This window comes from Anaerocolumna sp. AGMB13025 (genome assembly GCF_029689925.1).
Lineage (GTDB): Bacteria > Bacillota > Clostridia > Lachnospirales > Lachnospiraceae > Anaerocolumna.
This window is the reverse complement of record NZ_CP121445.1, coordinates 1,681,210-1,694,246: the sequence shown is the minus strand read 5'-3', so window position 1 is coordinate 1,694,246 and position 13,037 is coordinate 1,681,210. Positions and strand designations below refer to the sequence as shown.

Below are 13,037 nucleotides of genomic sequence, written 5' to 3'. Positions count from 1 at the left end.
TATTTAAAGTCACTGAGCTTAATGTCGGGATTATGGTAACGCCCTCTTTTAACAGTAGATTTTTTATATTGTAATGAATTTTGTGGGCACCATTGAATACATGCAAGGCAAGATTCACATTAATGTCCCCAATTTGGTTTTCCATTCTTCATTGTTATATTGTTTGCGGGACAAACCTGTGAACATATTCCACATCCATTACATTTTACATCTGTCCAGAAATTTTTACCCATATTTTGAGGATTAAATGAAACATTGTACATCACCTTATACAAAGCGTCCATTGGTGCATTGCTTTTGTACTCACATGGTTGTCTTGTATTAATTATTGAGGAAATTTTTAATACTTGCTCTTTTTCTTCTTTAAAGCATTTAATCTTCTCTTCCTCCGAAGCAGGCGCCATAAGGAGAACATCACTACCAGGCATATTTATGGTAAATGCCGCTGATAAATTTACATCTTTCTTTTTTAAAGCTCTTTTTATTTCGTTAAATGGAGATCCTACCATTCCTCCATATGTTGCAATAGCGAAAACATAGGTATTCTTTTTTAGTTGCAAGTTTTCAACGAACTTTTTCACCATGCTAGGTATTCCGAAATTATAAATCGGAAAAATAAATCCTATTTTTTCTGATTGTAAATCTTGTGTAATAGATAAATTATCACGAGAAATCCGCACTATTCTACACTCCTCAACTTGTTCGCTTAAGTTCTTTGCCACCTTAAGACTATTTCCTGTGGCAGAAAAATAATAAATTGTAGTACTCATATTTAATCACTCCTTGATTTTTAATGGTATTTTTATTATACTAAGGTTAAATATAATTACAAGTACGCAGATTAAACTTACATAGTATAATCAACCATACTGACTTGTAAAATATAAGGAGGATTAATCCAAATGCAAGATATAACCTATAAAGAATATCAGGAACAAGTTAAGAATGTACGTATTGATAAGGATTGCGGAACCTATAAAACATTAGAAATTTTTCAAGGAAAATGGAATATTCGAGTACTTTTCGAACTAATAAAACATGATACTATCCGTTTTGGCGATTTAAAAAAACAAATAGATGAAATCACCAATACAATGCTTACCTCCACGCTTCGTGATCTAGAAAAAAGGGAATTGGTTAACCGAGTTCAATTCAACGAAATACCTCCACATGTAGAGTACTCACTTTCTCAGGCTGGTAAAGATTTATATCCTATTTTTATTGAGATGATGCAATGGAATAATAAATATCAACAATCCCCTAATAAAAGTAGAGAGTTCTAATATCAGTATGTAAGATTCAAAAGTGTAACTTTCTTCAACAAATAAGATGCGCAAACAGACCGCTCATCTTCAAAAAGCTTGAAAATAAGCGGTCTGTACGACTTTTAATTATTTAGTTGAATGATAAAGAATTTAGTTTTTAAAATGAAATTATGAACTGTAGCTTCATGTGTTCCGAGACACCATATCAAGAGCTACTGACACATTCACCCCGTCTGAAATTGCCTTTTTTCTCTTTTTTCGATCACTTTGTGAGAACTTATAAAATCGCTCAAAGTGCCTAAAATCAAGGAGTTTCAGATATCTTTCCGATGTAGTAGTATTACGGTCTCCACATGGCTTAAGGAGATAAAAAAGATGTCAATTGAGCCTAGTACCCCCTTGGATCAGGATATACTCTAATAATCTCTTTCTACAATAACTTATTCTTTTTGCAAAAAACATTTTGTTTATTATAACATGGTACTCATATTTTTGGGTATTTATCAAAAAATTACAACTGCAAACACTAAAATTCTTAGCATACTAAGAATTTTATCTTATTGATTTTCTCTACACCTTCATGTACTAGTGCATTTCCATAGTTTACAATCTGAAAGTTGAAACCCATCATTTGCTCCCTGGTTTAGGTCGATTGTTAACATCCCGAATTAAGTTTAAAAAGTATTCTTGTGATTTCTTATCCAGCTTTATAATCTCCTGATACAATTCACCGGTCATTTTAGGGTTTTCATTGTCGTAATCAAAGAACTCCTTCTCAGTCACACCAAGATATCTGCAAATCTCCACGAAATTAAGCATGGTAGGTAAATATCTTTGAGTTTCTATTGCATTTATAAAACTATGAGTTTGCCCTAAATCAAGGCTCATTTCACGAGCAGATTTATTCCGTTGCTCTCGTAAGGCAGCCAACCTTGTTGCGAAAATCTCTAAAAACGGATCTTTTTCCATAGTAACACCTCCCAATAGTATTTTACAAGATATTATTTCTTATTCATCGCTATATAAGCGTTATTTCACTTGACTTATATATTTATAGGAGTTATTATTTAATTATTATATGTTTTAACAAGATACTCAGAAAAATAGTAAATATATTACGATAGCTTAAAGCAATTGTTAGTATTCTTTAGCTTGAAAAGTAAGGAGGTAGCCACTAATAAAGTTTACAAAGGAAGCGGTAAAGAAAAGTGCCCAAAGTCAATCTAGAAGGAAAATACTCGCAGAATTAGAGTTTTAAATCGGTGCTCTAATATAAGTAGAATATAATTTAAATACGTTGATAATTAAACGCAAAAAAATCAGTAGACAATGACAAAGAAAATTGTCCATGGCAGGTAATAAAACAATGTATCACAATTTTTACTGCACAAATGGCGGCGTTTGAAATAATACAGCAAGCCAAACAGACGAACTCTACATAGATTCCCCAGATTGACTGCCTTGATGCCTGATACTGCTATAGTGAAAAATTAAGAGAAAGGTTATTTATAGAATCTTTCTCAAGAAGACACAGGCAGACGAAACATATTCAGTATATGATTTTTTACTTCTCTGAGTTGTAGCGTTTGTGGAACAGAAAAATAGATAAAAATACCCCCTTTCCGCTACAGGTATCTCGTTAATATTGGATAAGGGTGTGAAAGGATGAAGATATGAAAAATGCTGCGCAAAAGACTCTCCAGGCCCTTGTAGACCTCCGAATAGAGTTTGCAATCAGTCGCCTAAAAGAAAAGCCTAAATATATGGAACTTAATGAAGCCCAAAAAGCAACAGAAGCAAAGCTTGAAAAAATGTTACGAGATTCGTACCATAAAGAGCAAATACCTATTGACCTCTATTTTGAGAACCAATCAATCAAAGAAGGGTTCGAATTTGATGAGATATACTATCAAGGCTTGAAGGACTGTTTTTATTTAATGAAATTACTCGGTGTTATTCAGGAGGAAGGCTTATGAAATCTATCTTGCAAGCAATTTATAATGGTACTATTAATCCTAGTGAGTTTATCCTATCTGAAGATCCTGAATATCGTTCTGCAAACCAAAAAATTGGAGAAATAAAAACATATTTAAAGGATAGACTATCGGAGGAAGATTGTATGAAGTTCACTGAACTGGATGATCTTTTTAATCAAGTAATCTCCATGGATTCAGAATCATCCTTCTGCTATGGATTCAAACTTGGTACTTTGCTTATGATAGAAGTCTTAACGGAGAAAGAAAATATCATAAAAAAAATAGATTAATGGCTGATCTTTACTATCCGACATTTTGCAATCAAATAGAGAGAACATTTACTGTCCTTTCACTTTTTACCCTCCCATAAAGTCGAGCCAGCACATATATTACCGGTGTAGGCTCGATTTTTTTAGTATTACGTATTTAGTTTTATTTATTAATTCTTCTTCAATTACTCAACTGATTTCTAAAGTAACCCAAGAGCATCCATTTTTTTAACTGCATCCATTGCATTTGTGAATCATCGAAATAATCATTAACATCATGATAAAAACACCTTGTTTTTTAACTTGTATAAAACAAAGGCATCAAGATTTGCTCTCCTGATGCCTTTGTGTTTAACTCAATAAAATTGTGTTTTTGGGGGTAATCTTCGAAAATTCCGAATGTCATCTATGAAATGTTCTAAAAAACAGGGTTAAAAATGCACTTTTAGAGTCGAATTTTTGCCCGTTTTTTGCTCCAAAACGACTACATATAGTGGTTTACTCGTCTTATTTACCCTTAAAACCACATTTCGTCATCAGAACTATACTCTCAACGTGCCTTGAGTGTGTAATTCCAATGACCTAAGGGTCTGGTATCCCCCTGGCGTCAGCTCTTATTTTTCAAAAATTCTTCTTGAAATCTCTTTTATGAATTTCATTCGGCTACCAAACGAAGATAAATCATCACTCTTTTGATTATACTGTCCCTCGTTGCCCTACACAGAAACACTCTCTGAAGATGAGAATGCCCAGATGATAAAAAATATCAATCTCAAAACACATTAGTTTGTCTTGAGATTGGTGTATTGTGCTCGGTATATGGATGTCATGCTGTTTTGGGGTGAGGATTTGAACTCTCACGATTTACCTCTGTCATAGTATCAATCACTAATTTGCATTTATAGACTGTTTAATAATTCGAGAAAAACCTCATTTTTGCTTGAGTTTCCAAAAATACTTTTCATCGTATTCCACGTAGATTTAGGAACAGTCACTTTTATTTTACTTAATATAGTCTCAATAAACTGCCTCTCGAAAGCAATCCAAACTTCATCATAAATTACTTGTGTGCGTGCCGAATTCAAGTTTAAATCATTGACTGATCCAATATCTAAACGAAATCGGATTGGAATAGGAAGTTCTAATACCGCTTTTTGCCCCCAATTAGTAAAATTTCGGAACAAACTACATGGCACATCGATTCCATGTATTGATAGGCATGACGATGATTTGCACCTTTCCCTGAAAGAGTCATGGGCATTCACATCTCCATCCTCGTTTACTTCGATACTTGTGCTGGATTTGTGTATACAATTTGTTGCATATGAAATGCTGGAGGATAATGTAAATGACTCTCCTTCAACAATAACTTCTTTTTTGCAAATATCCAACTTCTTGAGAATTTGGTCGTGGTGATTTACTATATAGGCAATCTCAGCTTTTCCACGAAAACCTTTATCTTGGTCATTTAAGTCAAATGAAATAATCTTTATGTTATCCTCTTCGCTCCATGAGTACTCATCTTCCAATGTAAAGTCTAATTCCTCAAAAGTGGCAGGTGTACAAACTTCTCGATAATCATCGTAATATATTTCAATATCAAATGGCGGCAATGGAACCAACTTCTTTATACAAGATATAAATTCTTTTTTGTCCATACGCTGCCAAGGATGAACATCTCGAAGGCGAAGCGTCGTTTGAGTGCCTGGTTCATTACGCATTCCATTTTTAATTATAAATAAGCTATCATATCCTTCAATTGATATGCTGAGTGCCTCATCTGTTTGATATGAACCTAATATTTTTCTTGTCTCTACCTCCATGTTGTCGCATACCATAAAACAAGCTAATATTCCAATTCCAAATCGTGAAATCGGTTTAAATGTTTTTGAAGTTTCACTCATTAAGTCATAAAATTCAGTAGAGGTGTAGTATGATTGTCCAATATTTGTATAATAGCTGTCAACAATATGCTGGTTCATTCCTATTCCGTTATCTTCCACGATTAAATAATCAACACCATCTATAGTTTTCATAGATACCGAAATACGAGGAATATAATTATCTTTCCATCGTTCGCTGAGACTGCGCCTTAGCTGACAAGCATCGATGGAATTTTGCAAAAGTTCGCGTAACGCAACTTCTGGTTTTCCGTACAGCTTTGTTCCCATTAATAAATCTACTACTTGCCGCTTATTGAGTGTAAATTTTGTATCCCTGTATGAATAAATAGGCAAGTTTGTTTCAATATCTCGCTTTGCACCAATCTTCTTTCGATTCACATAAGCAGGCAACTTAATTTTATAAACTTCAATATCACAAATTTCGCTTGCTAAATTAGCCAGAACAAATGTGCTATTTTTCAATTCATCATCTATTTGATTACAAAAATCTTTTATTGAAGCTTCAATTGCGGGATGTGAACATTGAGCTGAAAATGTTACTGTATCTCTCTGAAATGTCCAACCTGACACAGAGAGATGTTTTACCCATTCGCTTAAAGACACTGCATTCTTAATTGTAAGGTGCGAAAATAGAATATTTGGAGTACGCTTACTATCAAAATCCATTATATCGGTTAGTCTTAGGATGACAGCTATAAATGGTACGCATAAAAAAGTATCTTCTCCACATAGCTTTATTGTTTCCATATCAAGCAAAGCTAAATGATTTTCATTATGGCTAAAACAGATTTCCGCCAATGTGGATGTAAGGTCGGCATCCTTATATTTTATTTTTCCTGCCCAATCTTTAGCTATCAGTTTTCGGGCACGGTCTGCATGCGTATTGCGAATGTAATTAGTTATAATTTGATCTTCCAGCAGTTGTGCTTTTGCATATTGTTCATTTTTCTGAAAAGATTCAATTTCTTGTAATTCACGAACAAAGCCGCTTCTAAAGCGCTGAAATGCAGCAATATCATTTTTGTATGGCACCATCTCATTCTCTAATAATTGGTTTTTCCATGCACGTATCAATTCGCCCTCAGGAGACATACCTATATCATGAAGAAATATAGACAGTATAATCATCATGATATCTGCCGTCGAAAGTTTTTCCAGTGTATCTTTGGGTATTAATTTACCTGCCAAATATAGCATACCAAAAATATGATCATCATCATGAAGAGTATACTCACGCATGTTCATAATGATGGATTTGGATATTGCTATTGCGTATTCTCCAACATTTTGAATAAGCGTTAGAATCGGATGTAATGACAAATCTTTTTTACACCTATCGCTTAATTCCTTATATAAACTTAGCTTTTCCAGCCTTATTAGCAAAGCATTTTCATTCACCGTAATATCCTCCAATCTGTTCGTATTCACTCATTCTTTATCTCTTAGAATTTAACATGTTTCTGAGTGCTAGCATCGTTTCGAAATCAATAAACTTTAATACTACTCGAAGAATTAAGTACACTTTATAATTTTTATTTTATCATCTTCATATAATGTAACCTGTAACCCTCTATTTCAAATACAAGCTTAAATGCTTCTCTAAAACTATCATAATCAAATTCTTTTATATCAAAGATATTTTGACCTTTAGAATGAGATTCTCTGTTCATATATCGGTTAAATGCAGCAAATCTAATTTCTTGCAATTCTGGACGCTGGAATACCTGAGCAAAGTCTTGTTTTTCTACAAAATTAAAAAAGTATTCCATTATATTTCTCATGCAGTTGGCAATTAAAGCTGGGGATTGCGTATTATCTTTTATAATTTGCCAATATGCCTGATAGTCATTTTGTATTTCTTCATACTTCATCTCTATAAATGAACTACCTTCACTATTCTTGCATAATCTATATAATTTTTGTAACTTCTTTCTCTCATCGTGATTGATACACGTTAATTCATAAAAAAAATACAAACTATGCGTTAATACGAATATTTGTTCATATTTTTCGGTACGTAGGAATTCATTGTGAATTAATCTTCCAATATTAAAAATGTATATATGGGATAAACTCGATATGGGATCATCTATAACAATAATTTTTCCCGTTGATATAGCTTCTGTCTTTGTTTCCCCTTTACAAAGTTCAATAAAGTATAGAAAGCTAATTACCATCTTCTCGCCTTCACTAAGGGTTTTAAATACATTAGAATTACTATTTTCTCTTTTCAAATGATATAAGGCTTCTTCGTCAGAATGTTTCTCAATAGTAAAATCACTTATACCAATATCAATTAATCCCTTTTTAATATTTTCAACAGCTTCATCAATATTAACTGTCTTCTTACTGTTTTCGTCCACTATCTTTTGTTGCACTTTTATATCATCTTGTTTTTTCTGCAAATTAATTTGCATTTCACTCGATGCTACCTTATAATCCTTTTCTGTTGTTCTATATAAATTGATTATTGCATCGTAATCAAATCGCATAATCTTCCAAAATTTTTCTTTAATATCATTCAAGCTCTTCTGCTTATTATCAATTTTTTCATTATACTCTCGTATTTCTACATTCACTTTATCTATAAGTACATTTATTTTTCCTACAATTTCATCAATCTTTTCTAATGAGACAATCATGCTAGGCATTTCTACTTTTTTCTTTAATCTATGTATATTCTCCGTTGTCACTTTGGTAATCTCTGCCAAACATATATCCAAATCTTTATTGTATTTCGTAAAAAATTCATTTTGTTTGAAATTCTGAATGTTTAAAAATTCATTCTTCGTAATATCTTCGTACTTTTCTAACAATTCAATTATCCGGTCCTTATCTTTTTGATAGCTTTCATCAAAATATCCCTCTATCTCTTTCAAAAAGACATCTGTTATCGTTTTTTGCTGGCAAAATGGGCAAATTGCTTGTCCATCTTCCATATGAACAAATTGTAATCCTTGATTTACCCAATCTGAATTTTTCATTTTCTCAATCAGTTCAGAAACGCTACTTTCTTTATTTCCTACAATTACCTTTGCTAATAGAGTAGAATTCTCAATCATAGATACATCAAATTGAATTTTTGTAACAGTTAACACCTTCTTTGCGTCACCTTGTAATGCAATAGCGTCTCTTTTCAAATCTTCCACACTATATGTTAACTTAATCGCAGGCATATCTAAGGAAACTATGTGTTGAAATAAAACTTCTTTCTTGCCCTTTAATCCCTCCAGACAATATTCGAGTACTCTATCGCCCCCAGAATATTCTGTCTTAATTTTCCAGACTTCTTTTTCGTACTCATCTTTTTGTTTTTGATACTTTAATAGTAAATTATTTGCATCTGTATCTAACTTCAATTTTTGTGTTAATAGTGTCTTAATATTATTTTTCGCATCGTCTATGATCGTCTTTACTGCTTTATTCTCTTTTGATAATGTAAAGATTCCATGTATATCTTCTGTTTCGTAAAAATTATCCTGTATAAATTGTTGATTATATACCAATAATTTATCTGTATTAAGCAAACCTTCCACTTTACATTTATCATATTTCGGATTATTTATACTATATAAAAAGCTAGAAAGTGTACTCTTGCCTGTTCCATTTAAGCCATATATTAAATTTGTTTTCTTATCCGTTAAAAATAAAGCTTCTTTTTTATAGCTTGCAATATCTTTCATAATTATTTTTGTAATCATGTGGCTAACACCCCCATATTCAATAATAATGCATTTTTGCAACCAAGGAATTGCAAAAATTTCCAACGAATCTACAATAACCTTCTTCTTCGAACATTGTGGCTACTTTGCATTCTCCAACTTCAGCAGTTATAATTCTCCCCAAACGCAATTCCGCATTTCTTTTTACCAGTACAATGTAAAGATTAGATACCATAAGCCCAATCTACTATAATACATACTGCTGTATTTCAATATAAGTAGTCTTAGCTTCAGCAATGGTAATATCCTGTTCATCTAAATCCAAGTCGATCATTATAGAGTCATCTGCCTTTTGTTTGGACCAAAGAACAATCGTCTCTACATGCCTTGATTGGTCAAAAAAATGCCGTTAGAGCCTTGTGAGACCTTGGGGAAAGGAGATGAGAAGTTGCCAATCACCTGTCAACTTAAAGTCGTCAGGTAACATTTCTAATTTTATAACTTTAAAAGATTATAGCAATATCAACAACATCATTACCATAATTGTATATCCTTTCCTAATACTTTTCAACATGTACTTATTTTTAAGACAATAATTTGCAGAATATTTAAATATCTTACATTTTACTCTGCAAGAGCTTAACATTAAACTTTCTTTCATCTTTACAGCATATTTCCAATTTATTACTAAACACAAAAATACAATCAACTTTATTTCTGACAATCTCTTCATCATAAACGCCGTTCTCACAAATATTTTCACTCAATACTTTTTGAGCCCATTTTTCATCAAAGTAGGGGAATGGAGGCAACTATCTTTGCCCTTCTCAATCCTCGTTGCACATCTCCAAACCACCTTACCCCGTTCTGTTCTTCTCCGATATGAGGCACCACAGTCTCTACACACAAGTAAATTTCCTAGAAGATATTTTCCATTATATTTGCTGATACTTGATTCCACCGTGCCATCTTCTTTGTGAACTAGCCTTGCACGTCTTGACATTTCTTCCTGAACCTTATCGAATACTTTGGCAGTAATTATGGCTGGATGACTATTCGTTATATAGTAACAATCTCTTTGACCAGCATTCTTGCTTTTTTTACTTGTTATAAAATCTTCTGTATATGTCTTTTGCAGTAGAGAATCACCCTTATATTTCTCGTTCTTCAGAATCTTTTGAATAACTGCTGTTGCCCATACTTCTTTCCCTGTAGCAGTATTAATCTGATGTTCTTCCAGATACTCTTTTATTTGTTGTAGTGTGCTGCCTTCCAAATACAACTGATAGATTTTCCTTATAATATCGGCTTCTTCTGACACGACTATCCATTCATCTCATCATTGTCACATTTGTAACCCATAGGTATTTTGACGACAAAGTCATCCCCACATTCAAATTTACGTTTGTATCCCCATTGAACGTTTTCACTCAAATTTCTGCTCTCCTCCGTTAAACGCAATATCAATTTCTTTTTCAGCTTCAAGAGAATTCAAGTTTTCCTTCTCAAAATAGATATTTATACCCCTTGCTTTTAAACCCCGAACAATTGTTAGGGTGTCTAATACATTTCTTGATAATCTACTGATAGATTTGGTGATAATGTAATCAATTTCACCTCGATATGCTTTCTGAAGCATTGCATCCAAACCGTTCCGGTTCTCTTTTCTAAGTCCACTTTCATAATCATAAAACACTCCGGCAAATTCCCATTCCTGATTCGTCTGAATCAACTCGGTATAATACCTTATTTGAAGGTCTATACTACTTTTCTGACTTTTGCGTTCTGTACTGACCCTGCAATATGCTGCAACCCTCAACTTTCCAATACTCTCCATAGAACTTTTTGCTGGAATAAACGTAACCTTTTTCATAATCAGATCCTCCTTACATTCAAATTTTTTTAGTGACTTAATAATATAGAAATGGCGTAAAAGTAAAAAACTCTTACGCCTCAAAGTAATCTTTATTCATTTTCAACTATTGATAAATCAACATAACTGCCTTCTTCAGCCAATCGGCGTAAATATTCCTTACCTCCGTCTACACTACATCTACCACAAGAACACATTACAAAATCATGCACAGTTTTTCATTCAATAATATCAACGCAGTATTTACATTGTATACTATTTTTTAATATTTTCTCCCGCTTTAACTTCTTGAAATCGCTCATGCTCATCTCTTTTGAATTATCCTTTCCGTCGCAACAGGACTACAACTTCTGAATGCACCGTCCCCGGAAACATATCCACCGCACATACCCGTTCCACCTGATACCCTCTCTCCTGCAGCACCACCAAATCCCTAGCCAAGCTGGTAGGCTTACAAGAAATATAAACAATCCTATCCACGCCATAATCAATAATTTTATCCAACGCCTTGGGATGAATCCCATCCCTGGGCGGATCAAGTACAATCAGATCCGGTTTGTCAGTTATTCCATCTATCACCTTAAGTACATCACCGGCAATAAATTCACAATTTGATAACCCGTTTCTTGCTGCATTTTCCCTTGCTGCAACAACTGCTTCTTCTACTATCTCAACCCCGATTACCTTCTTTGCAACCGGTGCTAAAAGCTGTGCAATCGTGCCGGTTCCACTGTATAAGTCAAAAATCAGCTTGTCCTTTGTTTCCCCTACAAATTCCCTGGCTGTACTGTAAAGCACCTCTGCTCCAAGTGAATTGGTCTGGAAGAAGGAAAATGTTGAAATCTTAAATTTTAATCCCAATAACTCTTCATAAAAATAATCTTGTCCATATAAAATATCCATACTGTCACTTTGTACTACATCCGCCTGGCTGTCATTATACGTGTGGAGTATTCCAACTATCTGTCCGGTTAACCCTAGTGTAAGCAAACGGTTTTTAAATTCTTCCAGGGCTTCAGCCTCTGGTATGATACCCCTTACATTTTCATTCTCGTTCCCCTCTTTAGCTCCCCACTGGGTAGAAGTAACCAGATTCACCAAAATCTCCCCTGTCTTTACTGCCTTGCGTACCAGGAGATGTCTTAAATAACCCACATGAGACAGCTTTTTATAAAAAGTTATCCCCATTTCGGTAAAATAATCCAATACACAAGTAAGAATCTGATTATAATCCGAATCCACAATACAACAGTCAGAGGTTGTAATAATATCATGAAAGCTGCCTTTTTTATGAAGCCCTAAAGCAAGGGGACCATCCTTAACTTCATCCCCAAAGGAGAATTCCATCTTATTCCGGTATCCCCATTGTAAGGGACTGCCTTTGATTCCTTCAAAGTTATAGTCAGAACAGACTGGATCCAACAGTCGCTTTACCTGGTCTGCTTTCATGTTAAGCTGGGTTTCATAAGGTATGGTCTGATAGGTACAGCCGCCGCAGGGACCAAAATGGCTGCACTTTGGTTCTTCGGTTTCTAAAGGGGATTTTTCCAGGACTTCAAGAAGCCTGCCTTCGCTTTTCCCTTTGCGTGCTTTGTTGACCATGAAACTTATCTTCTGACCTGGAAGGGTATTTTTTACCGATACTTTTTCATCTTCTATCTGAAGGATTCCTTTGTTTGGGAAATCAACTCTAATTACATTTCCGGTATACTGTATTCCTTTTTTCACGTTTTTATCTCCTGGCTTTTTTATTTTTATGCAATGAGAACATTATACGATATAACACCTGCATTTGTCCACCTGCTCCTGCCAGACCAGTTGATTCTAAATCCAAACGCTTCACTAAAGTTATTAAATTTGATCAAGTTTAATGTAATACAATAATTATAATAATCAAAATAATTTCCGCTTCTACTAATAATTGTATATTGTAATTATTTCCATCCCGCTTTTTAAGTTTACTGATACAGCCGAAAGTGCTAGAATAAAATACAATGAAAAAGCCTTTTAAAGATTTATTACATTCATCAAACACTAAATATTACGTATTCAATTGCGTTACACTATGAAACGAAAGGATACCGCAAA

11 protein-coding genes are annotated in these 13,037 nt (G+C 33.8%); 3 read left to right on the top strand and 8 right to left on the bottom strand.

Annotated elements, in window-relative coordinates:
• Nucleotides 1-119: 119 nt before the first annotated feature.
• The gene (locus QA584_RS06940) at nucleotides 120-770 is read right to left on the bottom strand and encodes an EFR1 family ferrodoxin (protein ID WP_278273786.1); all 651 of its coding nucleotides are present in this window, start codon (nucleotides 768-770) and stop codon (nucleotides 120-122) included.
• A 132-nt stretch (nucleotides 771-902) separates the two neighbouring features.
• Between QA584_RS06940 and QA584_RS06935 the strand changes: the two genes are divergently transcribed.
• A complete protein-coding gene (locus QA584_RS06935) occupies nucleotides 903-1,283 on the top strand; it encodes a winged helix-turn-helix transcriptional regulator (RefSeq protein WP_278273785.1) in 381 nt (126 codons plus the stop codon).
• 609 nt (nucleotides 1,284-1,892) lie between these two features.
• Here QA584_RS06935 and QA584_RS06930 read toward each other — a convergent pair.
• Nucleotides 1,893-2,234, bottom strand: a complete 342-nt coding sequence (locus tag QA584_RS06930; RefSeq protein WP_278273784.1) for a helix-turn-helix domain-containing protein — start codon at nucleotides 2,232-2,234, stop codon at nucleotides 1,893-1,895.
• Nucleotides 2,235-2,938: 704 nt separating this feature from the next.
• On the opposite strand from QA584_RS06930, the gene QA584_RS06925 reads away from it, so the two are divergent.
• Together QA584_RS06925 and QA584_RS06920 are read left to right on the top strand one after the other, a co-directional pair.
• Nucleotides 2,939-3,241 carry a hypothetical protein gene (locus QA584_RS06925; protein WP_278273783.1) on the top strand — a complete coding sequence of 101 codons (303 nt, stop codon included), beginning with the start codon at nucleotides 2,939-2,941 and terminating at the stop codon, nucleotides 3,239-3,241.
• A complete protein-coding gene (locus tag QA584_RS06920; protein WP_278273782.1) occupies nucleotides 3,238-3,531 on the top strand; it encodes a DUF6809 family protein in 294 nt (97 codons plus the stop codon). The genes QA584_RS06925 and QA584_RS06920 overlap by 4 nt, the downstream gene beginning before the upstream one ends.
• A gap of 878 nt (nucleotides 3,532-4,409) precedes the next feature.
• On the opposite strand, the gene QA584_RS06915 is transcribed toward QA584_RS06920, so the two are convergent.
• From QA584_RS06915 to rlmD, 6 genes are all read right to left on the bottom strand, one after another.
• Entirely contained in the window at nucleotides 4,410-6,812 is a 2,403-nt protein-coding gene (locus QA584_RS06915; RefSeq protein WP_278273781.1) for an HD domain-containing protein, read from the bottom strand.
• A gap of 134 nt (nucleotides 6,813-6,946) precedes the next feature.
• Nucleotides 6,947-9,115: an AAA family ATPase gene (locus QA584_RS06910; protein WP_278273780.1), complete on the bottom strand. Its 2,169-nt coding sequence runs from the start codon at nucleotides 9,113-9,115 to the stop codon at nucleotides 6,947-6,949.
• A gap of 724 nt (nucleotides 9,116-9,839) precedes the next feature.
• Nucleotides 9,840-10,397, bottom strand: coding sequence for a recombinase family protein (locus QA584_RS06905; RefSeq protein WP_278273779.1), 558 nt, complete (start codon nucleotides 10,395-10,397; stop codon nucleotides 9,840-9,842).
• A gap of 105 nt (nucleotides 10,398-10,502) precedes the next feature.
• Nucleotides 10,503-10,949, bottom strand: a complete 447-nt coding sequence (locus tag QA584_RS06900) for a recombinase family protein (protein WP_278273778.1) — start codon at nucleotides 10,947-10,949, stop codon at nucleotides 10,503-10,505.
• A 92-nt stretch (nucleotides 10,950-11,041) separates the two neighbouring features.
• The gene (locus QA584_RS28815) at nucleotides 11,042-11,146 is read right to left on the bottom strand and encodes a DUF7695 domain-containing protein (RefSeq protein WP_442870353.1); all 105 of its coding nucleotides are present in this window, start codon (nucleotides 11,144-11,146) and stop codon (nucleotides 11,042-11,044) included.
• A 121-nt stretch (nucleotides 11,147-11,267) separates the two neighbouring features.
• On the bottom strand, nucleotides 11,268-12,677 hold the full coding sequence (rlmD, locus tag QA584_RS06895; RefSeq protein WP_278273777.1) for a 23S rRNA (uracil(1939)-C(5))-methyltransferase RlmD: 1,410 nt from the start codon (nucleotides 12,675-12,677) through the stop codon (nucleotides 11,268-11,270).
• Nucleotides 12,678-13,037 lie beyond the last annotated feature (360 nt).

Bases quoted from the DNA above. Each gene is read 5' to 3' on its own strand.
- QA584_RS06920 (WP_278273782.1), top strand. From the start codon at position 3,238: ATGAAATCTATCTTGCAAGCAATTTATAATGGTACTATTAATCCTAGT.
- QA584_RS06930 (WP_278273784.1), bottom strand. From the start codon at position 2,234: ATGGAAAAAGATCCGTTTTTAGAGATTTTCGCAACAAGGTTGGCTGCC.
- QA584_RS06925 (WP_278273783.1), top strand. From the start codon at position 2,939: ATGAAAAATGCTGCGCAAAAGACTCTCCAGGCCCTTGTAGACCTCCGA.
- QA584_RS06940 (WP_278273786.1), bottom strand. From the start codon at position 770: ATGAGTACTACAATTTATTATTTTTCTGCCACAGGAAATAGTCTTAAG.
- QA584_RS06900 (WP_278273778.1), bottom strand. From the start codon at position 10,949: ATGAAAAAGGTTACGTTTATTCCAGCAAAAAGTTCTATGGAGAGTATT.
- QA584_RS06910 (WP_278273780.1), bottom strand. From the start codon at position 9,115: ATGATTACAAAAATAATTATGAAAGATATTGCAAGCTATAAAAAAGAA.
- QA584_RS28815 (WP_442870353.1), bottom strand. From the start codon at position 11,146: ATGTGTTCTTGTGGTAGATGTAGTGTAGACGGAGGTAAGGAATATTTA.
- QA584_RS06935 (WP_278273785.1), top strand. From the start codon at position 903: ATGCAAGATATAACCTATAAAGAATATCAGGAACAAGTTAAGAATGTA.